The sequence below is a fragment of the Streptomyces sp. NBC_00005 genome (assembly GCF_045160215.1).
Classification (GTDB): Bacteria; Actinomycetota; Actinomycetes; order Streptomycetales; family Streptomycetaceae; genus Streptomyces.
Genome location: NZ_CP108316.1, coordinates 4,734,254 through 4,756,505, shown reverse-complemented (window position 1 = coordinate 4,756,505; position 22,252 = coordinate 4,734,254). Strand labels below are relative to the sequence as shown.

The window sequence follows — 22,252 nt, the reverse complement described above, 5'->3', positions numbered from 1 at the left end:
GGCGGGAAAAGCGGGTTCCGGCCTGCGGAGCCCCTGCCTACCCTCCGGGACTCATGACAACAGAACGCGCGCAGCATGCGCAGGAGAACACCGGCCACACCCGCAGACGCTTCCTCGCGGGTGCCGGGGGAGCGGCCGGCGCCCTCGCCTTATGGCCCGCCGGAAGCGCGAGCGCGGCCTCCGGCAAGCGCGTCGCCGTCCTCGGCGGCGGTGTCTCCGGCCTCAGCGCCGCCCACGAACTCGCCGAACGCGGCTACGCCGTCACCGTCTACGAGTACTACGACATCCTCGGCGGCAAGGCCCGCTCGATGGACGTCCCGGGCACGGCGGCCGGCGGCCACAAGCCGCTCCCCGGCGAGCACGGCTTCCGCTTCTTCCCCGGCTTCTACCGGAACCTGCCGGACACGATGCGCCGTATCCCCTTTGCCGGAAACGCGAACGGCGTCCACGGCAACCTCCGCAACTCCACGGAGGAGTTGTTCGCCCGCAGCTCGGGCCGCCCGGACCTGCACTTCCCGCTGCGCCGAGCGACGACCCCGCCGGCGCCCGGCGACATCACCCCGTCCTGGATCCGCGACCAGATCCTCTCCGTCCTGGACCTCGGCACCCGCCTCCCGGCCCACGAGGCCGCCTACTTCGCCGACCGCCTCCTGGTCCACCTCACCAGCTGCGACGCCCGCCGCGAGGACCAGTGGGAGAAGGTCGCGTGGTGGGACTTCATCCGCGCCGAGGAGATGAGCGCGGAGTACCAGACCCTCCTCGGCATCGGCCAGACCCGCAACCTTGTCGCCACGCGCGCGGAAGTCGCATCCACCCGCACTGTCGGCCGCATCATCATCGAGGCCCTGATCCTGTGGGGCCTCCTCGGTCGCGGCCTGGACGGCGACGACGCCGACATCGACCGCGTCCTCAACGCCCCCACCAGCGAGGCGTGGATCGACCCCTGGGAGACCCATCTGCGCTCCCTCGGCGTCGAGTTCGTCCTCGGCACCCAGGTCCGCGAGGTCCTCTACGAGGGCGGGCGGGTCACCGGCGTACGCGTCACCGCCCGCGACGGCGGCCAGGAGCGCACGGTCACCGCCGACCACTACGTCTCCGCGTTGCCCGTCGAGCACGCGCGCGGTACGTGGGGGCAGGCGCTGCGGGCGGCCGACCCGCAGCTCGCCAGGTGCGACGCGCTGCAGACGGACTGGATGACCGGCGTGATGTTCTACCTGCGCACGCCCACCCCCGTCGTGCACGGCCACATCAACTGCCTCGACTCACCCTGGTCGGTGACGGGTGTCGGGCAGGCGCAGTTCTGGGACGGACGGGACTTTTCGCGCGACTACGGCGACGGACAGGCCCATGACTGCCTGTCCGCGATCATCTCCGAATGGGACAAGCCCGGCATCCTGTACGGCAAGACGGCGCGCGCGTGCACGAAGGAGGAGATCGTCGCCGAACTCTGGGCCCAGCTGAAGGACGGCCTGAACGACGCCGGCAGGACGACCCTCACGGACGAGGACCGCCTCGGCTGGTTCATGGACCCGGCGGTGACGGGCCTGGGCGGCCCCGATCCGCAGAACCGCGAACAGCTCCTCATCCACCCCACGGGCACGCTCTACAACCGCCCTTCGGCCCGCACGAGGGTCCCGAACTTCTTCCTCGCCGGCGACTACGTCCACACGGACGTCGACCTGGCGACGATGGAGGGCGCCAACGAGTCCGCGCGACGGGCCGTCAACGCCCTCCTGGACGCGGACAATTCGGACGCCGAGCCGTGTGAGATCCGGGAGCTCTACCGGCCGCCGGAGATGGAGCCCCTCAAGCGGGTCGACGAGGCCCGCTACAAGCTGGGCCTGCCCAACACCTTCGACCTGGGCTAGGGACCCCGGAAACGGCCGTCAGGGGACGCCGTCGGTGGACGACGGAGGGGCCGCTGCCCCCGAGCGGCTGCGGCCCTTCCGTACGTCTTTGTGCTGCGCTGTGCGGTGCGTGCGTCAGAGCACCCGCACCGCACCGGTCGGCGGGTCGTAGGAGAGCGGCTTCTCCACGACACCGGTCGACGGGTTCTGCGCGCCGACGAACATGCCGTCGCCGACGTACACCGCCACGTGGTACGCGCTGCCCGCGCTGCCCCAGTAAAGGATGTCGCCCGGCTGCAGGTTGCTCAGCGAGACCTGGGTGCCGGCCGTCGACTGGTCCTGCGAGACGCGCGGCAGGCTGATGCCGACCTGCTTGAACGCGGTCTGCACCAGGCCCGAGCAGTCGTAGGCGGACGAACCGGTCGCACCGGACACGTAGGCCTTGCCGACCTGAGCCTTGACGAAGTTGACGATGGCCGCGGCCGAACCGGTGGCCGTCGACGAGCCCGACGAGGCCGTAGAGGTCGTGGCAGCGGCCAGGGTCGTCCGCTCCGCACTGCGGGAGGTGGCACGCTCGGCGGCCGCCTTGCGGGCCGCCTCGGCCTTCTTCTTGGCCTCCGCCTTCTTCTTCGCCTGAGCGAGGTCCGCCTTGGCCTGCTTTGCGGCCGTTGCGGCGGCCGCGTCGCGCACGGCCTGCAACTCGTAGTTCGCGGCCGCCTGCTGGGTGGCTTCCGCGGACTGGGCGACCTGAGTGGACAGGTCGGCCGTCAGGGTGGGCAGTTCGAGGGTCTGCGTCACCGGCTCGGCGGCGTTCGCCGAAGCCGACGCGCCCGCCGCGGCCATGCTGAGGACGCCACCGGTCACTCCGACGCGCATCGCGAGCGTCGTAGTCGACGCGGTGCGGCGGGGTTTCCGGTGGCTGCGTATGTGAGCGGTGTGGGACATGAGAACAACCGGTATCAGGGGCTCCTCCATACCTTCAAGAAACGTGTGCTGCGCCACAGTTGTTCAATCGGAGCCCCGAATCCCTGGTGTGGCGACCTTTATTGACGCCGTAACGGACATTGTGGACCCGACCCGTTACCCCCGTGATCACGGTCTTTCATCGTTACGCCCTAATTGCCCCGCACCTACCACTGGTTGGGACAGGTGGCCAAGCCCCGTTCTCATGCGCCTCTCATGAGTGTGGCGGAGGTCACGCAACGGTCACAGGTATGTGCGCGTCACGCGCGTAGATCACGACGCGATTGCGCTCGGGTCACGACCCGACCTCTGCTCGTGAACGCGTGCACGTGTCCACACCGCACCGCGCACCTCCCCCTGATGTGTGAACGGGGTCCTCTACCAAGACGTCCCGTCCAGCACCAATTTGCATGCAAGGGAACCCTCTTGATATGGAGACGACCCTCGCGAGCTGCGCCGACTGGCGGAAATGTCACCTCTGGTGATCACTCGGACGCTTCACGTACGAAGATCACCGCTCATCCGACTTCATGATCCTTCATCAGGTGGTGGAGATCACAAAGCTTGTGTAATACCCCGTGTCGCAGATCACAGAGCGGCGGGCATAGGATGCGAGGCAGTTGGGCTTGTGACCTGCTTCACATGTTCTCGATCTTCGCCGGGACGGCGGGGGTTAGAGGGACGTATGAGGTCGGTGTGAGTCCGACGCCATCGCCAGCAGTCAGTGCCGACTGAGAGGAGCGAGGAGCGGTGAACGCGTATGCGCCCATCCTCGTACTGGGAGCCCTCGGGGCAGGCTTTGCGATCTTCTCCGTGGTCATGGCCACGCTGATCGGTCCGAAGCGTTACAACCGGGCCAAGCTCGAGGCCTACGAGTGCGGGATCGAGCCGACCCCCACGCCGGCCGGCGGCGGGCGCTTCCCCATCAAGTACTACCTGACGGCGATGCTCTTCATCGTCTTCGACATCGAGATCGTTTTCCTCTATCCCTGGGCCGTCACCTTCGACGCCCTGGGGGTTTTCGGGCTCGTGGAGATGCTGCTCTTCGTGCTCACCGTCTTCGTCGCGTACGCGTACGTATGGCGGCGCGGCGGCCTGGAATGGGACTGAGGGGCCTTAGAACATGGGACTCGAAGAAAAACTGCCGAGCGGATTCCTGCTGACCACCGTCGAGCAGGCCGCAGGCTGGGTGCGCAAGTCGTCCGTCTTCCCGGCCACGTTCGGGCTCGCCTGCTGCGCCATCGAAATGATGACCACCGGCGCCGGCCGCTACGACCTGGCGCGCTTCGGCATGGAGGTCTTCCGAGGTTCGCCCCGCCAGGCGGACCTGATGATCGTGGCCGGCCGGGTGAGCCAGAAGATGGCACCGGTGCTGCGCCAGGTCTATGACCAGATGCCGAACCCCAAGTGGGTGATCTCCATGGGGGTCTGCGCCTCCTCGGGCGGCATGTTCAACAACTACGCGATCGTCCAGGGCGTCGACCACGTCGTTCCGGTCGACATCTATCTGCCCGGCTGCCCGCCACGGCCCGAGATGCTGATGGACGCCATCCTCAAGCTGCACCAGAAGATCCAGACCTCCAAGCTCGGCGTGAACGCCGAGGAGGCGGCTCGCGAGGCGGAGGAAGCGGCGCTCAAGGCCCTGCCCACGATCGAGATGAAGGGGCTGCTGCGGTGAGCGACGCGAACGGCACCAACGGAGCGTCGAACGGGGTGAACCCCGAAAAGGACCTCGGCGCATCCAACCTTCCCGGCCAGCGCGGCGAGGGCGGCGAGGAGATCCGCGTCCAGCGCGGCATGTTCGGCGCCAGTAACGGCGGCGACACCTCCGGCTACGGCGGCCTGGTCCGCTCGGTCCGCCTCCCGGGACCCGCGGCCCGCCCCTACGGCGGCTGGTTCGACGAGGTCGCCGACGAATTCGAGGGCGCGCTGGAGGAGCAGGGCCTGCTCCCCGACAACGCGATCGAGAAGACGGTCGTCGACCGCGGAGAGCTCACCTTCCACGTCGAGCGCGAGCATCTGCTGCGCGTCGCCCAGACCCTGCGCGACGATCCGGCCCTGCGCTTCGAGCTCTGTACCGGCGTCAGCGGTGTCCACTACCCGCACGACAAGGGCCGCGAGCTGCACGCCGTCTACCACCTGCGCTCGATCACCCACAACCGGTTGATCCGCATCGAGGTCAGCGCCCCGGACGCCGATCCGAAGATCCCGTCCCTGGTCTCCGTGTATCCCACCAACGACTGGCACGAGCGCGAGACCTACGACTTCTTCGGCATCGTCTTCGACGGTCACCCGGCGCTGACGCGGATCATGATGCCGGACGACTGGCAGGGCCATCCGCAGCGCAAGGACTACCCCCTCGGCGGCATCCCCGTCGAGTACAAGGGCGCCCAGATCCCGGCTCCGGACCAGCGGAGGTCGTACTCGTGAGCAACACGCAGTCATCAGCCGCGTCCGCCTCGGCGCGCGAGACCACCGAGGGCACCGTATATACGGTCACCGGTGGCGACTGGGACGAGGTCGTCCAGTCCGCGGCCCGCGCCGACGACGAGCGCATCATCGTCAACATGGGCCCCCAGCACCCCTCCACCCACGGAGTGCTGCGCCTGATCCTGGAGATCGACGGCGAGACGGTCACCGAGGCCCGCTGCGGCATCGGCTACCTCCACACCGGGATCGAGAAGAACACCGAGTTCCGCACGTGGACGCAGGGCACCACGTTCGTGACGCGCATGGACTACCTGACGTCCTTCTTCAACGAGACCGCCTACTGTCTCGCCGTCGAGAGGCTCCTCGGCGTCGAGGACGAGGTCCCCGACCGCGCCACTCTCATCCGGGTGCTCCTGATGGAGCTGAACCGGCTGTCCTCGCACCTGGTGTGCATCGCCACCGGAGGCATGGAACTCGGCGCCACCACGATCATGATCTACGGATTCCGTGATCGTGAAATGATTCTCGACATCTACGAGCTCATCACGGGCCTTCGGATGAACCACGCGTACATCCGCCCCGGCGGACTCGCGCAGGACCTGCCGCCCGGCGCGGTGGACCACATCCGCGAGTTCGTGAAGAAGATGAAGAAGAACCTCCCGGAGTACGACAAGCTCGCCACCGGGAACCCCATCTTCAAGGCCCGTATGCAGGACGTCGGCTACCTCGACCTGGCCGGCTGCATGGCCCTCGGCGCCACCGGCCCGATCCTGCGCTCCACCGGCCTGCCGCACGACCTGCGCAAGGCGCAGCCGTACTGCGGCTACGAGACGTTCGACTTCGACGTCCCCACCGCCGACTCCTGCGACTCCTACGGCCGCTTCCTGGTCCGCCTGGAGGAGATGCGCCAGTCGCTCAGGATCGTCGAGCAGTGCCTGGACCGGCTGCAGCCCGGCCCGGTCATGGTCGCCGACAAGAAGATCGCCTGGCCCGCCCAGCTCGCCCTGGGACCGGACGGACTGGGCAACTCCCTCGACCACATCAAGAAGATCATGGGCACCTCCATGGAGGCCCTGATCCACCACTTCAAGCTGGTCACCGAGGGCTTCCGCGTACCGCCGGGACAGGCGTACGCGGCCGTCGAGTCGCCCAAGGGCGAACTCGGAGTGCATGCCGTGTCCGACGGCGGCACCCGCCCCTACCGGGTCCACTTCCGCGACCCGTCCTTCACCAACCTGCAGGCCATGGCGGCGATGTGCGAAGGCGGCCAGGTCGCCGACGTCATCGTCGCTGTCGCGTCCATCGACCCCGTGATGGGAGGCGTCGACCGGTGACCACCAGTTCTTCGGAGCGGGGCGTCAGCCTGGGCATGCCCGAACTGCCCGCGCCCGCCTACCCGGACGATGTCCGAGCCCGGCTCGAGACGGACGCGCGCGAGGTGATCGCCCGCTACCCCGACTCCCGGTCCGCGCTCCTGCCGTTGCTGCATCTGGTGCAGTCGGAGGAGGGCCATGTCACGCGCACCGGGATGCAGTTCTGCGCGGACATGCTGGAGCTGACCACGGCGGAGGTCACCGCGGTCGCCACCTTCTACACCATGTACCGGCGCAGGCCGAGCGGTGACTACCAGGTGGGCGTCTGCACCAACACGCTCTGTGCGGTGATGGGCGGTGACGCGATCTTCGAGGAGCTCCAGGAGCACCTGGGCGTCGGCAACGGTGAGACCACCGACGACGGCAAGGTCACCCTGGAGCACATCGAGTGCAACGCGGCCTGCGACTTTGCGCCGGTCGTGATGGTCAACTGGGAGTTCTTCGACAACCAGACCCCGGCCAGCGCGAAGCGCCTCGTCGACGATCTGCGCTCGGGACTGCCCGTCGAGCCCACGCGCGGGGCGCGCATGTGCACCTTCAAGGAGACCGCGCGGATCCTGGCCGGCTTCCCCGACGAGCGGCCAGGGGCCGTCGAGGCAGGCGGCAGTGCGGGACCGGCGTCGCTGGTGGGCCTTCGCCTGGCAAGGGGAGAGGCCGCACCCGCGCGCGTGGTCCATCCGCGGGACGGCGGACCGCACGACGAGCAGAACAAGGCAGTGCACGAGCCGTCGCCGACCGAGCACCTGAGCTCACACGATGCGCCGCAGGACACGTCGGCCTCCGACCCGGCCCATCCGGCAGGGCCCGCCGCCGAGGAGGGGGAGTGATGACCTTGGCACCCGAACTCAAGGACACCAGCCCGGAGAAGCTGCTCGCACCCGTGCTGTCGTCCTTCTGGGACGAGGACAGGTCCTGGACGCTGGACGTCTACCGAAGGCACGAGGGATACGAGGGGCTCCGCAAGGCGCTCGCGATGTCCCCGGACGACCTGATCGCGTACGTCAAGGACTCCGGGCTGCGCGGCCGCGGCGGCGCGGGATTCCCGACGGGGATGAAATGGCAGTTCATTCCCCAGGGAGATGGAAAGCCGCACTATCTAGTTGTCAACGCCGACGAGTCGGAGCCCGGAACCTGTAAGGACATCCCGCTCCTCTTCGCGAACCCGCACAGCCTCATCGAGGGCATTGTCATCGCGTGTTATGCCATCAGGTCTTCGCATGCCTTCATCTATCTGCGTGGTGAAGTCGTCCCCGTATTGCGGCGGTTGCACGAGGCCGTGCGCGAGGCCTACGAGGCCGGCTACCTCGGCGAGAACATCCTGGGCAGCGGACTCGACCTCCAGCTCACCGTGCACGCGGGTGCGGGCGCGTACATCTGCGGTGAGGAGACCGCGCTGCTCGACTCGCTCGAAGGCCGCCGGGGTCAACCGCGGCTTCGTCCCCCTTTCCCTGCCGTCGCGGGCCTCTATGCATGCCCGACTGTGGTGAATAACGTCGAGTCGATCGCGTCAGTTCCCGCCATCCTGCAAAAAGGCAAGGAATGGTTCAGGTCGATGGGCAGCGAGAAGTCCCCGGGCTTCACGCTCTACTCGCTCAGCGGCCACGTCACGAGCCCCGGCCAGTACGAGGCCCCGCTCGGCATCACGCTCCGCCAGCTCCTCGAGATGAGCGGCGGCATGCGGCAGGGCCACCGGCTCAAGTTCTGGACGCCGGGCGGCTCTTCGACGCCGATGTTCACCGACGAGCACCTCGACGTCCCTCTCGACTACGAGGGAGTGGGCGCCGCCGGTTCCATGCTCGGCACCAAGGCCCTGCAGTGCTTCGACGAGACGACCTGCGTCGTGCGCGCCGTCACCCGCTGGACCGAGTTCTACGCCCACGAGTCCTGCGGCAAGTGCACGCCGTGCCGCGAAGGGACGTACTGGCTGGTGCAGTTGCTGCGTGACATCGAGGCCGGCAAGGGCGTCATGTCCGACCTCGACAAGCTGAACGACATCGCCGACAACATCAACGGCAAGTCCTTCTGCGCCCTCGGCGACGGCGCCGCCTCGCCGATCTTCTCCTCGCTCAAGTACTTCCGCGAGGAGTACGAGCAGCACATCACGGGCCGCGGCTGCCCCTTCGACCCGGCCAAGTCGACGGCCTGGGCCGACCGCACGGAGGTGAACGCATGACTGTGACCACCAACGCTCCCTCGGGAGGGGGAGAGGCGGCGGTCCCGCCGGAGGATCTCGTCTCGCTGACGATCGACGGCGCCGAGATCAGCGTGCCCAAGGGCACCCTGGTCATCCGGGCCGCCGAGCAACTCGGCATCGAGATCCCCCGGTTCTGCGACCATCCCCTGCTCGACCCGGCCGGCGCCTGCCGCCAGTGCATCGTCGAGGTCGAGGGCCAGCGCAAGCCGATGGCGTCCTGCACGATCACGTGCACGGACGGCATGGTGGTGAAGACGCACCTCACCTCGCCGGTCGCCGAGAAGGCCCAGCACGGTGTGATGGAACTGCTCCTCATCAACCACCCGCTCGACTGCCCGGTCTGCGACAAGGGCGGCGAGTGCCCGCTGCAGAACCAGGCCATGTCGCACGGCCAGTCCGAGTCCCGCTTCGAGGGAAAGAAGCGGACGTACGAGAAGCCCGTGCCGATCTCCACGCAGGTGCTGCTCGACCGTGAGCGGTGCGTGCTGTGCGCCCGGTGCACCCGGTTCTCCAACCAGATCGCGGGCGACCCGATGATCGAGCTGCTTGAGCGGGGCGCGCTGCAGCAGGTCGGCACCGGCGAGGGCGACCCCTTCGAGTCGTACTTCTCCGGCAACACCATCCAGATCTGCCCGGTCGGCGCGCTCACCTCGGCGGCTTACCGCTTCCGCTCCCGGCCCTTCGACCTCGTGTCGTCCCCGAGCGTGTGCGAGCACTGCTCCGGCGGCTGCGCCACCCGCACCGACCACCGGCGCGGCAAGGTCATGCGGCGGCTCGCGGCCAACGACCCCGAGGTCAACGAGGAGTGGATCTGCGACAAGGGGCGGTTCGCGTTCAGGTACGGGCAGCAGCGGGACCGGCTCCAGACGCCGCTCGTGCGCAACGCCGAGGGTGACCTCGAACCGGCCTCCTGGCCGGAGGCGCTGCAGATCGCCGCTCAGGGACTGCTCGCCTCGCGCGGCAGGACCGGCGTCCTGACCGGTGGCCGTCTCACCATCGAGGACGCCTACGCGTACAGCAAGTTCGCGCGCGTGGCCCTCGACACGAACGACATCGACTTCCGCGCGCGCGTGCACGGCATCGAGGAGTCCGACTTCCTCGCCGCCAAGGTCGCCGGTCGCGGTCGTGATCTCGACGGTACGGGCGTCACGTACACCTCCCTGGAGAAGGCGCCCGCCGTCCTGCTGGTCGGGTTCGAGGCCGAGGAGGAGGCGCCCGGAATCTTCCTGCGGCTGCGCAAGGCCTGGCGGGGACACGGGCAGAAGGTGTTCTCGCTCGCCACGCACAGCACCCGCGGCCTGAAGAAGGCCGGGGGCACGCTGCTGCCGGCCGCCCCGGGCACCGAGACCGAGTGGCTGGACGCACTCGCGAGCGGGGTCGGCCTGGAGGAGCCCGGCGGGAAGGCCGCCGAGGCGCTGCGCGCCGAGGGTGCGGCGATCGTCGTGGGCGAGCGGCTGGCCGCCGTGGCGGGCGGGCTGACCGCCGCCGCACGTGCGGCGTCCGCGACCGGCGCCCAGCTCGTGTGGATCCCGCGGCGGGCCGGTGAGCGCGGCGCCCTGGAGGCGGGCGCGCTGCCCTCGCTGCTGCCGGGCGGACGTCCGGCCACCGATCCACGCGCGCGTGAAGAGGTCGCCGCCGTCTGGGGCCTGGCCGAACTCCCGCACCGCTACGGCCGCGACACGAGCCAGATCGTCGAGGCCGCCGCGACCGGCGAGCTGCAGGCACTGGTGGTCGCGGGCGTGGAGGTCGCCGACCTGCCCGACCCGGCACGCGCGCGTGAAGCACTGCACGAGGCGGGCTTCGTGGTGTCGCTGGAGCTGCGTCCCAGTGAGGTCACCGGGCACGCCGACGTCGTACTCCCGGTCGCCGCGGTCGCCGAGAAGGCCGGCACCTTCCTCAACTGGGAAGGACGGGTGCGCTTCTTCGAGGCCGCGCTCAAGCCGGACCAGATGACCCGCCACCTCGCGCCCACCGACGCGCGCGTGCTGCAGATGGTGGCCGACGCCATGGACGTACACCTGGGTCTGCCGGACCTGCGCACCGTGCGTGCGGAGCTTGACCGGCTGGGCGCCTGGGACGGTCCGCGGGCCACCGAACCCCTGGAGACCGCGGCCCAGTTGCCGCGGCCGGCCGCCGGTGAAGCCGTACTGGCCGGGCATCGTCTGCTGCTCGACCAGGGTGTCCTCCAGGAGGGCGACGAGGCGCTCGCCGGAACCCGGCATGCCGCCCACGCGCGCGTGTCCGCGCCGACGGCCGCCGAGGCGGGCGTCAAGGACGGCGACGTCATCGCCGTGACCGGTCCCTCCGGAGTGGTCGAACTCCCGCTGAGCATCACGGAGATGCCCGACCGGGTGGTCTGGCTCCCGCTGAACTCCGCAGGCGGGGGCGTCGCCTCCGACACCGGGGCGCTGCCCGGCGCTCTTGTCCGTATCGGCCCGGCGACGCTCGTCGGCGAGGCCCCCAAGGAGGTGGAGGCATGAGCCCGTACCTCGCCGCTGAAGACCTCTCGATGTTCGGCCGCGACCCCTGGTGGCTGGTCGTCGTCAAGGCGGTGTTCTGCTTCGCCTTCCTGATGATCACCGTGCTGTTCTCCATCGTCTGGGAACGCAAGGTCGTCGCCTGGATGCAGCTGCGCATCGGCCCCAACCGGCACGGCCCCTGGGGCATGCTCCAGTCACTCGCCGACGGCATCAAACTGATGCTCAAGGAAGACCTCATCGTCAAACGCGCGGACAAGGTCGTCTACGTCCTCGCGCCGATCGTCGCGGCCATCCCGGCCTTCATGGCGATCGCGGTGATCCCCTTCGGCCCGGCCGGCAACGAGATCTCGATCTTCGGCCACCGTACGACGATGCAGCTGACCGACCTGCCGATCGCGATGCTCTTCATCCTCGCGGTCGCCTCGGTCGGCATCTACGGGATCGTGCTGGCGGGCTGGAGTTCCGGATCCACCTACCCGCTGCTCGGCGGTCTGCGTTCGTGCGCACAGATGATCTCGTACGAGATCGCCATGGGCGCCGCCTTCGCCTCGGTGTTCCTCTACTCGGGGTCGATGTCGACGTCGACGATCGTGGAACAGCAGCACGACCGCTGGTACATCGTCCTGCTGCCGGTCTCCTTCATCCTCTACATCGTCACGATGGTGGGCGAGACCAACCGCGCCCCCTTCGACATGCCGGAGTCCGAGGGCGACCTGGTCGGCGGCTTCAACACCGAGTACTCGTCGATCAAGTTCGCGATGTTCATGCTCGCCGAGTACGTGAACATGGTGACGGTCTCGGCCGTGGCGACCACGCTCTTCCTCGGCGGCTGGCGGGCCCCCTGGCCGATCAGCACCTTCTGGGAGGGCGCGAACCACGGCTGGTGGCCGCTGCTCTGGTTCGTGATCAAGGTGCAGCTGCTGCTGTTCCTCTTCATCTGGCTGCGGGGCACGCTCCCGCGGGTCCGCTACGACCAGCTGATGAAGCTCGGCTGGAAGGTCCTCATCCCGGTCTCCGTGGTCTGGCTGATGCTGGTCGCGACGGTGCGGGTGCTGAGGAACGAGAACTACGACTTCGCCGACATCGCCCTCTACATCGGCGGCGGCGTCCTCGCCCTGCTGCTCCTGTCCTTCGTCGCCGACATGTTCCGCGAGAGGGCGAAGGAGTCCGAGCAGCCTGCCGCGGAACTCGCCGGATTCGACCCCATGGCGGGCGGATTCCCCGTACCGCCGCTGCCGGGACAGGAGCTCCCGCCGGTGCCGAGGCGCCGGTCGCGCCAGGAGCGAGAGCTGATTGTCAGTGGTGGGTCGGATACTGCCAGTGACGGATCTTCGGATGGAAAGGAGGCGTCCGATGGCTGAGGAGCCCAAGGAGACCAAGCCCGGTTTCATGAACCCGGTGGCCGGCTTCGGCGTGACGTTCAAGGCCATGTTCAAGAAGCGGCTGACCGAGCAGTACCCGGAGCAGCAGAAGACCACCGCCCCCCGGTTCCACGGACGGCACCAGCTCAACCGCCATCCGGACGGCCTGGAGAAGTGCGTCGGCTGCGAGCTGTGCGCCTGGGCCTGCCCCGCCGACGCCATCTACGTGGAGGGCGCCGACAACACGGACGAGGAGCGCTACTCGCCGGGCGAGCGGTACGGCCGCGTCTACCAGATCAACTACGCCCGCTGCATCCTGTGCGGCCTGTGCATCGAGGCGTGCCCCACGCGCGCGCTGACGATGACCAACGAGTTCGAGCTCGCCGACAGCAGCCGCGCCAACCTCATCTACACCAAGGAACAGCTGCTCGCCGGCCTCGAAGAGGGCATGGTCGACAGCCCGCACTCCATCTTCCCGGGGATGGACGAGCAGGACTACTACCGGGGGCTGGTGACGGAGGCCGCGCCGGGCACCGTGCCCCAAGTCGCCGTCTCCAAGGGTCAGAAGCCCGAAGAAGAGGGGGCGGAGGCATGAGCAATCTCGCCGCCTACTCCACCTCCACCGGCGAGGCCTTCCAGTTCTGGGTCCTCGGTACGGTCGCCGTGATCGGCGCCCTGGCCACCGTCTTCATGAAGAAGGCCGTGCACAGCGCGCTCTCGCTGGCCGGCACCATGATCGTCCTGGCGGTGTTCTACCTCGCCAACGGCGCCTACTTCCTGGGCATCGTGCAGATCGTCGTCTACACCGGCGCGATCATGATGCTGTTCCTGTTCGTGGTGATGCTCGTCGGCGTGACGGCCGCGGACTCCCTGAAGGAGACGATCAAGGGCCAGCGCTGGCTGGCCCTTCTCTGTGGGGTCGGGTTCGGCATCCTGCTGCTCGCGGGGATCGGCAACGCGTCCCTCACGGAGTTCAACGGCCTGGGCGAGGCGAACGCCAACGGCAATGTGGAGGGCCTCGCGACCCTCATCTTCACCAAGTACGTCTTCGCCTTCGAAATCACCGGCGCCCTGCTGATCACGGCCGCGATCGGCGCCATGGTGCTCACGCACCGCGAGCGCACCGAGCGTGCCAAGACGCAGCGCGAGCTGTCCGAAGAGCGCGTCCGCGAAGGCAAGCACCTGCCGCCGCTGCCGGCGCCCGGCGTGTACGCCCGGCACAACGCGGTGGACATCGCGGGCCTGTTGCCGGACGGCACGCCGTCCGACCTCACGGTCAGCAAGACGCTGCGTGATCGCGGCCAGATCCGTGATGTGTCGGCCGAGGCGCTCAACGACCTGAAGGCGTTGGAGCAGCGCGCGGAGGAGCGCCTGGAGCGGACCGAGATCGAGCCGGCGAACCGCAAGCGGGCCGAGGAGGCGTCGAAGTGAACCCGGTCAACTACCTGTATCTCTCAGCCCTGTTGTTCACGATCGGCGCCACCGGCGTGCTGATCAGGCGCAACGCGATCGTCGTGTTCATGTGCATCGAGCTGATGCTCAACGCCTGCAACCTCGCGTTCGTCACCTTCTCCCGGATGCACGGCAATCTCGACGGCCAGATCATCGCCTTCTTCACGATGGTCGTCGCCGCCGCGGAGGTCGTGGTCGGGCTCGCGATCATCGTGTCCCTGTTCCGTTCCCGCCACTCGGCCTCGGTCGACGACGCCAGCCTGATGAAGCTCTGAGGGGTCGCTGAATCGTGGAGAACCTGATTGCGCTGCTGGTGGCGGCGCCACTGCTCGGAGCGGCCGTACTCCTGTGCGGCGGCCGGCGGCTGGATGCCGTCGGCCACTGGATCGGCGTACTGATGTCGACCACCTCCTTCGTGTTCGGTGTGATCCTCTTCGCCGACCTGCTCGGCAAGGGCGCCGAACACCGGACCCTGATGCAGCACCTGTACACCTGGGTCCCGGTCGAGGGCTTCCAGGCGGACGTCACCTTCCGCCTCGACCAGCTGTCGATGACGTTCGTGCTGCTGATCACCGGCGTCGGCTCGCTGATCCACCTGTACTCGGTCGGGTACATGGAGCACGACGAGCGCCGCCGCCGCTTCTTCGGTTACCTGAACCTGTTCCTCGCGGCGATGCTCCTGCTGGTCCTCGCTGACAACTACCTGCTGCTGTACGTCGGTTGGGAGGGCGTCGGTCTGGCGTCCTACCTGCTGATCGGCTTCTGGCAGCACAAGCCCAGCGCGGCGACCGCGGCCAAGAAGGCCTTCCTGGTCAACCGCGTCGGCGACATGGGCCTGTCCATCGCCATCATGCTGATGTTCACGACGTTCGGGACCTTCGCCTTCGGGCCGGTCTTCAACAGCGTCGGCGACACCAGCGAGGGCAGGCTCACCGCCATCGCCCTGATGCTTCTGCTCGCCGCCTGCGGCAAGTCCGCCCAGGTGCCGCTGCAGTCCTGGCTCGGGGACGCGATGGAGGGCCCGACCCCGGTCTCGGCCCTCATCCACGCCGCGACGATGGTGACCGCGGGCGTCTACCTCATCGTCCGCTCCGCAGCGATCTTCAACGCCGCGCCCGACGCGCAGTTGGTGGTCACCGTGGTCGGTGCCGTCACGCTCCTGTTCGGTGCGATCGTCGGTTGCGCGAAGGACGACATCAAGAAGGCGCTGGCCGGCTCGACGATGTCGCAGATCGGCTACATGGTGCTCGCCGCGGGCCTCGGCCCCATCGGCTACGTCTTCGCGATCATGCACCTGGTGACGCACGGCTTCTTCAAGGCCGGGCTGTTCCTCGGCGCCGGATCGGTCATGCACGGCATGAACGACGAGGTCGACATGAGGAAGTACGGCGGTCTCAGGAAGTACATGCCGATCACGTTCATCACCTTCGGCCTCGGCTACCTCGCCATCATCGGCTTCCCGGGCCTGTCCGGCTTCTTCTCCAAGGACAAGATCATCGAGGCGGCCTTCGCCAAGGGCGGCACCGAGGGCTGGATCCTGGGCGGTTGCGCCCTGCTGGGTGCGGCCATCACGGCGTACTACATGACGCGCGTGATGCTGATGACGTTCTTCGGCGAGAAGCGCTGGCAGCCGGACGAGCACGGGCACGAGCCGCACCCGCACGAGTCGCCGAAGACCATGACGATCCCGATGATCGTGCTGGCTTTCGGCTCGGTCTTCGCGGGCGCCTTCTTCAGCATCGGCGACCGCTTCCTTCACTGGCTGGAGCCGATCACCGGGCACGAGGAGGGCAACTCGCCGGTCAGCGCCCTGACGGTCACGCTGGCCACCATGGTGGTCCTGGTGATCGGCGTAGGCATCGCCTACGCGCAGTACGGTCGCCGCCCGGTCCCGGTCGTCGCCCCGCGCGGGTCGCTGCTCACCCGGGCCGCCCGGCGCGACCTGCTGCAGGACGACTTCAACCACGTCGTCCTCGTCCGAGGCGGCGAGCACCTCACGCGTTCCCTGGTGTACGTCGACCACACGCTGGTCGACGGAGTCGTCAACGGCTCGGCGGCCTCGGTCGGGGGCCTGTCCGGACGGCTGCGCAAGCTGCAGAACGGCTATGCGCGGTCGTACGCGGTCTCGATGTTCGGCGGTGCGGCGATCCTCATCGCCGCGACCCTGCTGATGAGGGCGGTCTGATACCGATGTCCTTTCCTCTGCTGACAGCGACGGCCGTGCTCCCGGCGATCGGGGCGGTCGCCACGGCAGCCGTGCCGGCCGCCCGGCGCACCGCCGCGAAATGGCTCGCGCTGCTCGTCTCGCTCGCCACGCTCGCCCTCGCGATCACCATCCTGGTCCGCTTCGACCCGGACGGCGGCCGCTACCAGCTCACCGAGTCACACGCGTGGATCGCGGACTTCGGGGTCAGGTACGAGCTGGGCGTGGACGGCATCGCGGTCGCCCTGATCGCGCTGACTGCCCTCCTGATGCCGTTCATCATCCTCGCGGGCTGGCACGACGCCGACCCGCTGGAGACCGGAAGCAAGCGGTGGCGGCCGACGCAGGGCTTCTTCGCCCTGATCCTGGCCGTCGAGGCGATGGTGATCATCTCCTTCGAGGCCACCGACGTCTTCCTCTTCTACATCTTCTTCGAAGCCATGCTGATCCCGATGTACTTCCTCATCGGCGGCTTCGGGGACCGTGCCCACGAGCACGGCGAGGAGGCGGCGTCCACGCAACGGTCGTACGCGGCCGTGAAGTTCCTCCTCTACAACCTGGTCGGCGGTCTCATCATGCTGGCCGCGGTGATCGGCCTCTATGTGGTCGCCGGGAACTTCAGCCTCCAGGCGATCGCCGAGGCCCGCGCCAACGGCTCGCTGCACATGGCGACCAACACCGAACGCTGGCTGTTCCTCGGCTTCTTCTTCGCCTTCGCGGTGAAGGCGCCGCTGTGGCCGCTGCACACCTGGCTGCCCAACGCCATGCAGGAGTCCACCGCCCCGGTCGCCGTCCTCATCACGGCGGTCGTCGACAAGGTGGGCACCTTCGCGATGCTCCGCTTCTGCCTCCAGCTGTTCCCGGAGGCTTCGAAGTGGGCGACGCCCGCCATCCTCGTACTCGCCCTGATCAGCATCGTCTACGGGGCGTTGCTCGCCGTCGGCCAGCGGGACATCAAGCGGCTGGTGGCGTACGCGTCGATCTCGCACTTCGGGTTCATCATCATGGGCATCTTCGCGATGACCAGCCAGGGCCAGTCCGGGGCCACGCTCTACATGGTCAACCACGGTATTTCCACCGCCGCGTTGATGCTGGTGGCGGGCTTCCTGATCTCCCGGCGCGGCTCGCGGCTCATCGCCGACTACGGCGGTGTGCAGAAGGTCGCCCCGGTGCTCGCCGGCACCTTCCTGATCGGCAGCCTGGCGACCCTGTCACTGCCGGGACTGGCGCCGTTCGTGAGTGAATTCCTGGTCCTGGTCGGCACGTTCACGCGCTACCCGGCGATCGGCATCATCGCCACCTTCGGCATCGTGCTCGCCGCGCTCTACACCCTCGTCCTCTACCAGCGGACGATGACGGGCCCGGTGAAGCAGGAGGTCTCCGCGATGCCGGACCTCAGAGCCCGTGAGCTCCTGGTCGTCGCTCCGCTGATCGTGCTGCTGATCTTCCTGGGCGTCTACCCGAAGCCGCTCACGGACATCGTCAACCCGGCGGTGAAGTCGACCCTGTCCGACGTACACAAGAAGGATCCCAAGCCCGCAGTGGAGGCGGCCAAGTGAGCGCATCAGCCGTCCACAGCCTGTGGACAACGGCGGCCACCGCGGCCGATCCGATCTCGAAGATCGACACGCCCAAGATCGAATACGGGCAGTTGTCGCCCACCTTGATCGTCGTGGGCGCGGCGATCATCGGGGTGCTCGTCGAGGCCTTCGTGCCGCGCAAGTCCCGTTACTACGTCCAGGTGTTCCTGTCCGCCGCCGCGCTCTGTGCCGCCTTCGCCGCGGTCGTCGCGCTCGCGGCCGACGGGTTCGGCACCACCAAGGCGCACATCGCGGCGATGGGCGCGATCGCGGTGGACGGACCGTCCCTGTTCCTGCAGGGCACGATCCTGCTGGCCGGTCTGGTCGGCCTGTTCACGTTCGCCGAGCGGCGCCTCGACCCGGTGGTGCACGGCAACCACGTCGACTCGTTCGCCGCGCAGGCCGCGTCCGTGCCCGGCAGCGACAGCGAAAAGGCGGCGGTCAAGGCCGGGTTCACCACGACCGAGGTCTTCCCGCTGCTCCTCTTCGCGGTCGCCGGCATGCTGGTCTTCCCGTCGGCCAACGACCTGTTGACGCTGTTCGTGGCCCTGGAAGTCTTCTCGCTGCCGCTGTACCTGCTGTGCGCGCTGGCCCGCCGCAAGAGGCTCATGTCGCAGGAGGCCGCGGTCAAGTACTTCCTGCTCGGTGCGTTCGCCTCCGCGTTCACGCTGTTCGGCATCGCGCTGCTGTACGGCTACGCGGGCTCGGTGTCGTACGCGACCATCGCGCAGGTCGTCGACGGTTCGATCACGAACGTCGACCCGGCCCTCGCCGACACCATGGGCAACGACGCGCTGCTGCTCGTCGGCGGCGCGATGATCGTCATGGGGCTGCTGTTCAAGGTGGGCGCCGTCCCGTTCCACATGTGGACGCCGGACGTCTACCAGGGCGCGCCGACCCCGGTGACCGGGTTCATGGCGGCGGCGACCAAGGTGGCTGCCTTCGGTGCTCTGCTGCGGCTGCTCTACGTCGTCCTGCCCGGCCTGCGCTGGGACTGGCGGCCGGTCATGTGGGCCGTCGCGATCGTCACCATGCTGGGCGGTGCGATCGTCGCGATCACGCAGACCGACATCAAGCGGCTGCTGGCGTACTCGTCCATCGCGCACGCGGGATTCATCCTCGCGGGTGTCATCGCGACCTCGAAGGACGGAGTGTCGTCCGTCCTCTTCTACCTGGCCGCGTACTCCTTCGTGACGATCGGCGCGTTCGCGGTCGTCACGCTCGTCCGGGACGCGGGCGGCGAGGCGACGCACCTGTCCAAGTGGGCGGGACTGGGCCGCCGTTCACCGCTGGTGGCGGCCGTGTTCGCGGTGTTCCTGCTGGCCTTTGCCGGCATCCCGCTGACCTCCGGCTTCGCCGGGAAGTTCGCCGTGTTCAAGGCGGCGGCGGAGGGCGGGGCGGCCCCGCTGGTCGTGGTCGGTGTGATCTCGTCCGCGATCGCCGCGTTCTTCTACATTCGCGTGATCGTGCTGATGTTCTTCAGCGAGCCGCGGCCCGACGGCCCGACGGTCGCCGTGCCGTCGCCGCTGACGATGACGGCGATCGGGCTCGGTGTGGTCGTCACGCTGGTGCTCGGTGTCGCGCCGCAGTACTTCCTGGACCTGGCTAACCAGGCGGGAGTGTTCGTGCGCTGACCTGCACGCTGACCTGCGGTGCGCGTGCGTGGGCCCCGGTTCTCGAACGGGAACCGGGGCCTTTGCCGTCCGAGATCGGTTCTTCAGGCAGATGACTGACCACGGAGAGTCACCGATACGGGTCTGTGGATAACTCCTGGGCTGTCAGTGCGGGCACCTATCGTGGGGGCAGTGGTCGAGGGACGACGTACGGGGGACGGAACTATGGGTGGGATGGGCGGGATCAGCGAGATGCCAGGGGTGATGGAGAGCGAGGCGCTGGCCACACTGCACCGGGTCTTCGGATACGAGGCCTTCCGCGGTGAGCAGGAAGCGGTCATCGAGCATGTGGTGGCCGGCGGTGACGCCGTGGTCCTCATGCCGACCGGCGGCGGCAAGTCGCTGTGCTACCAGATCCCGGCCCTGGTCAGACCCGGCACGGGTATTGTGATCTCCCCCCTCATCGCGCTGATGCAGGACCAGGTGGACGCGCTGCGGGCACTCGGCGTGCGGGCCGGGTTCATGAACTCCACGCAGGACTTCGACGAGCGCAGGATGGTCGAGGCCGAGTTCCTGGCCGGCGAGCTGGACCTGCTGTACCTGGCGCCGGAGCGGCTGCGTCTCGACTCGACGCTCGACCTCCTGTCCCGCGGCAAGATCGCGGTCTTCGCGATCGACGAGGCGCACTGCGTGTCCCAGTGGGGCCACGACTTCCGCCCCGACTATCTCGCCCTCTCCCTGCTGGGTGAGCGCTGGCCCGACGTCCCGCGGATCGCGCTCACGGCCACGGCCACGCACGCGACGCACCAGGAGATCACCCAGCGGCTGCACATGCCGACGGCCCGGCACTTCGAGGCGAGCTTCGACCGGCCCAACATCCAGTACCGGATCGTGCCCAAGGCCGACCCCAAGAAGCAGCTGCTGGGCTTCCTGCGCGAGGAGCACGCCGGGGACGCGGGCATCGTCTACTGCCTCTCGCGCAAGTCGGTGGAGTCGACGGCGGAGTTCCTCAGCCGCAACGGCATCGAGGCGGTGCCGTACCACGCGGGCCTGGACGCGGGCACGCGCGCGGCGCATCAGTCCCGGTTCCTGCGCGAGGAGGGCCTGGTCGTGGTGGCGACCATCGCCTTCGGAATGGGCATCGACAAGCCGGACGTGCGCTTCGTGGCCCACCTCGACCTGCCGAAGTCGGTCGAGGGCTACTACCAGGAGACCGGACGCGCCGGCCGGGACGGGCTGCCGTCGACGGCATGGATGGCGTACGGCCTCAACGACGTCATACAGCAGCGCAAGCTGATCCAGATGGGCGAGGGCGACGAGGCGTTCCGGCGCCGGGCCGCCGCCCACCTGGAGTCGATGCTGGCCCTGTGCGAGACCGCGCAGTGCCGCCGTGGCCAGCTGCTGGCCTACTTCGGCCAGGACCCGGACGCGGCGGGCTGCGGCAACTGCGACACCTGCCTGGTCCCGCCAGAGACCTGGGACGGGACGGTCGCCGCCCAGAAGGTGCTGTCGACCGTGGTGCGGCTGCAGCGGGAGCGCGGGCAGAAGTTCGGCGCGCTGCAGATCGTCGACATCCTGATGGGGAAGCGCACGGCCAAGGTCATCCAGTTCGACCACGACCAGCTGTCCGTGTTCGGCATCGGCGAGGACCTCGCCGAGGGCGAATGGCGGGGCGTCGTACGGCAGTTGCTGGCGCAGGGGCTGCTCGCGGTCGAGGGGGAGTACGGCACGCTGGTGCTGACCGAGGCCAGCGGGTCGGTGCTGCGGCGGGAGCGGGAGGTACCGCTGCGCAAGGAGCCGAAGAAGCCGGCGACCTCGCGTTCGGCGTCGTCCTCCTCCGGCAGGGGCGAGCGCAAGGCCAAGGCCGCCGCGGCCGAGCTGCCCGAGGAGCTGCAGCCCGCGTTCGAGGCGCTGCGCGCCTGGCGTGCCGAGCAGGCCCGGGAGCAGGGCGTCCCGGCGTACGTCATCTTCCACGACGCCACGCTCCGGGAGATCGCCACCGCGTGGCCGACGTCGGTGACTCAGCTCGGCGGCATCAGCGGGGTCGGCGAGAAGAAGCTGGTGACGTACGGGGAGGGTGTGCTCGCGGTGCTTGCCGAGCTGGGCGGGGCACCCGGCTCGGCTCCGGAGAGCGGCTCGGCTCCGGTGAGTGGTGCGGCTTCGGCGACTGGTTCGTCTTCGGCGGCCGACGGTGACTCGGGTGACGACTACTGGCCCGAGATGGACGCGGAGCCGGAGCCCGAGGACTGGATATAGGTGAACCGGCCGCCCGGGTCGGGCATCGGTGACTCGGGCGGCCGGGGCCGGGGCGGCTCTGCTGGAGACAGCGGGGAACGCGGGTTCGGCCTGTCGGCGCTGTGCCCGGCGGCGGCTGCGGCAGGGGCGGCGGGTCAGGCGACTGACGTGCGGGTGCCTGGGGCGGCGATCGGGGCGGACCGAACGCCGGGGAGCCCGGGGGTAGTTGGCTCGTGACGGGAGGCGTTCCGGGTAGCCGCGGTTAGTTGGCCCGTGACCGGAGCCGTTCCGCCGGCACGGTCGGTGGCGTCGTGAGCTCCCTGCGCGCCGGGCTGGAGACGCAACCGGGGGCGGATGGTCCGCGACCGGAGCCGTTCGGATGCCGGTCCGCCGGCGAGGCCAGCGCAGGCCGGGGCGCCGTGTCGACGCCCGCCCGCCTGCCTGCTGCGGAGGCCGCCGTCGTGGCCCGCACGGTCAGCGCCATGTGCGGTCGTGGCCCGCACGGTCAGCGCCATGCGGTC

17 protein-coding genes are annotated in these 22,252 nt (G+C 68.8%); 16 read left to right on the top strand and 1 reads right to left on the bottom strand.

What is annotated here, in order from left to right; translation table 11 throughout:
• Nucleotides 1-53 precede the first annotated feature (53 nt).
• On the top strand, nt 54-1,868 hold the full coding sequence (locus OG303_RS21750) for an FAD-dependent oxidoreductase (protein ID WP_405870190.1): 1,815 nt from the start codon (nt 54-56) through the stop codon (nt 1,866-1,868).
• 114 nt (nt 1,869-1,982) lie between these two features.
• Here the strand turns inward: OG303_RS21750 and OG303_RS21745 are convergent, their stop codons facing one another.
• Nucleotides 1,983-2,792 carry a C40 family peptidase gene (locus OG303_RS21745; protein WP_405870188.1) on the bottom strand — a complete coding sequence of 270 codons (810 nt, stop codon included), beginning with the start codon at nt 2,790-2,792 and terminating at the stop codon, nt 1,983-1,985.
• 768 nt (nt 2,793-3,560) lie between these two features.
• Between OG303_RS21745 and OG303_RS21740 the strand changes: the two genes are divergently transcribed.
• From OG303_RS21740 to recQ, 15 genes are all read left to right on the top strand, one after another.
• On the top strand, nt 3,561-3,920 hold the full coding sequence (locus tag OG303_RS21740; RefSeq protein WP_007383963.1) for an NADH-quinone oxidoreductase subunit A: 360 nt from the start codon (nt 3,561-3,563) through the stop codon (nt 3,918-3,920).
• A gap of 13 nt (nt 3,921-3,933) precedes the next feature.
• Nucleotides 3,934-4,488, top strand: a complete 555-nt coding sequence (locus OG303_RS21735) for an NADH-quinone oxidoreductase subunit B family protein (RefSeq protein ID WP_016640165.1) — start codon at nt 3,934-3,936, stop codon at nt 4,486-4,488.
• The gene (locus tag OG303_RS21730) at nt 4,485-5,240 is read left to right on the top strand and encodes an NADH-quinone oxidoreductase subunit C (protein ID WP_405870186.1); all 756 of its coding nucleotides are present in this window, start codon (nt 4,485-4,487) and stop codon (nt 5,238-5,240) included. Before OG303_RS21735 ends, OG303_RS21730 begins: the two co-directional genes overlap by 4 nt.
• Nucleotides 5,237-6,574: an NADH-quinone oxidoreductase subunit D gene (locus OG303_RS21725; protein WP_405870185.1), complete on the top strand. Its 1,338-nt coding sequence runs from the start codon at nt 5,237-5,239 to the stop codon at nt 6,572-6,574. Before OG303_RS21730 ends, OG303_RS21725 begins: the two co-directional genes overlap by 4 nt.
• Nucleotides 6,571-7,440 (top strand): NADH-quinone oxidoreductase subunit NuoE, encoded by an 870-nt coding sequence (gene nuoE / locus OG303_RS21720; protein ID WP_405870184.1) that lies wholly within the window; start codon nt 6,571-6,573, stop codon nt 7,438-7,440. The genes OG303_RS21725 and nuoE overlap by 4 nt, the downstream gene beginning before the upstream one ends.
• The gene (gene nuoF / locus OG303_RS21715) at nt 7,440-8,786 is read left to right on the top strand and encodes an NADH-quinone oxidoreductase subunit NuoF (protein ID WP_405870183.1); all 1,347 of its coding nucleotides are present in this window, start codon (nt 7,440-7,442) and stop codon (nt 8,784-8,786) included. The genes nuoE and nuoF overlap by 1 nt, the downstream gene beginning before the upstream one ends.
• On the top strand, nt 8,783-11,287 hold the full coding sequence (locus tag OG303_RS21710; protein ID WP_405870182.1) for an NADH-quinone oxidoreductase subunit G: 2,505 nt from the start codon (nt 8,783-8,785) through the stop codon (nt 11,285-11,287). Before nuoF ends, OG303_RS21710 begins: the two co-directional genes overlap by 4 nt.
• Nucleotides 11,284-12,648: an NADH-quinone oxidoreductase subunit NuoH gene (gene nuoH / locus OG303_RS21705; RefSeq protein WP_405870180.1), complete on the top strand. Its 1,365-nt coding sequence runs from the start codon at nt 11,284-11,286 to the stop codon at nt 12,646-12,648. Before OG303_RS21710 ends, nuoH begins: the two co-directional genes overlap by 4 nt.
• A complete protein-coding gene (nuoI, locus tag OG303_RS21700) occupies nt 12,641-13,243 on the top strand; it encodes an NADH-quinone oxidoreductase subunit NuoI (RefSeq protein WP_405870179.1) in 603 nt (200 codons plus the stop codon). Before nuoH ends, nuoI begins: the two co-directional genes overlap by 8 nt.
• The gene (locus OG303_RS21695) at nt 13,240-14,079 is read left to right on the top strand and encodes an NADH-quinone oxidoreductase subunit J (protein ID WP_405870178.1); all 840 of its coding nucleotides are present in this window, start codon (nt 13,240-13,242) and stop codon (nt 14,077-14,079) included. Before nuoI ends, OG303_RS21695 begins: the two co-directional genes overlap by 4 nt.
• Nucleotides 14,076-14,375, top strand: a complete 300-nt coding sequence (nuoK, locus tag OG303_RS21690) for an NADH-quinone oxidoreductase subunit NuoK (protein WP_242779136.1) — start codon at nt 14,076-14,078, stop codon at nt 14,373-14,375. Before OG303_RS21695 ends, nuoK begins: the two co-directional genes overlap by 4 nt.
• A 14-nt stretch (nt 14,376-14,389) precedes the next feature.
• Nucleotides 14,390-16,285: an NADH-quinone oxidoreductase subunit L gene (gene nuoL, locus OG303_RS21685; RefSeq protein WP_405870176.1), complete on the top strand. Its 1,896-nt coding sequence runs from the start codon at nt 14,390-14,392 to the stop codon at nt 16,283-16,285.
• 5 nt (nt 16,286-16,290) lie between these two features.
• Nucleotides 16,291-17,862 (top strand): NADH-quinone oxidoreductase subunit M, encoded by a 1,572-nt coding sequence (locus tag OG303_RS21680; RefSeq protein ID WP_405870174.1) that lies wholly within the window; start codon nt 16,291-16,293, stop codon nt 17,860-17,862.
• Nucleotides 17,859-19,517 carry an NADH-quinone oxidoreductase subunit NuoN gene (gene nuoN, locus OG303_RS21675; protein WP_405870173.1) on the top strand — a complete coding sequence of 553 codons (1,659 nt, stop codon included), beginning with the start codon at nt 17,859-17,861 and terminating at the stop codon, nt 19,515-19,517. Before OG303_RS21680 ends, nuoN begins: the two co-directional genes overlap by 4 nt.
• A 204-nt stretch (nt 19,518-19,721) precedes the next feature.
• Nucleotides 19,722-21,752 (top strand): DNA helicase RecQ, encoded by a 2,031-nt coding sequence (recQ, locus tag OG303_RS21670; RefSeq protein WP_405870172.1) that lies wholly within the window; start codon nt 19,722-19,724, stop codon nt 21,750-21,752.
• Nucleotides 21,753-22,252: the final 500 nt, after the last annotated feature.

Bases quoted from the DNA above. Each gene is read 5' to 3' on its own strand.
- OG303_RS21735 (WP_016640165.1), top strand. From the start codon at position 3,934: ATGGGACTCGAAGAAAAACTGCCGAGCGGATTCCTGCTGACCACCGTC.
- OG303_RS21745 (WP_405870188.1), bottom strand. From the start codon at position 2,792: ATGTCCCACACCGCTCACATACGCAGCCACCGGAAACCCCGCCGCACC.
- recQ (WP_405870172.1), top strand. From the start codon at position 19,722: ATGGGTGGGATGGGCGGGATCAGCGAGATGCCAGGGGTGATGGAGAGC.
- OG303_RS21750 (WP_405870190.1), top strand. From the start codon at position 54: ATGACAACAGAACGCGCGCAGCATGCGCAGGAGAACACCGGCCACACC.
- nuoF (WP_405870183.1), top strand. From the start codon at position 7,440: ATGACCTTGGCACCCGAACTCAAGGACACCAGCCCGGAGAAGCTGCTC.
- OG303_RS21710 (WP_405870182.1), top strand. From the start codon at position 8,783: ATGACTGTGACCACCAACGCTCCCTCGGGAGGGGGAGAGGCGGCGGTC.
- OG303_RS21695 (WP_405870178.1), top strand. From the start codon at position 13,240: ATGAGCAATCTCGCCGCCTACTCCACCTCCACCGGCGAGGCCTTCCAG.
- nuoH (WP_405870180.1), top strand. From the start codon at position 11,284: ATGAGCCCGTACCTCGCCGCTGAAGACCTCTCGATGTTCGGCCGCGAC.
- nuoI (WP_405870179.1), top strand. From the start codon at position 12,641: ATGGCTGAGGAGCCCAAGGAGACCAAGCCCGGTTTCATGAACCCGGTG.
- OG303_RS21680 (WP_405870174.1), top strand. From the start codon at position 16,291: ATGTCCTTTCCTCTGCTGACAGCGACGGCCGTGCTCCCGGCGATCGGG.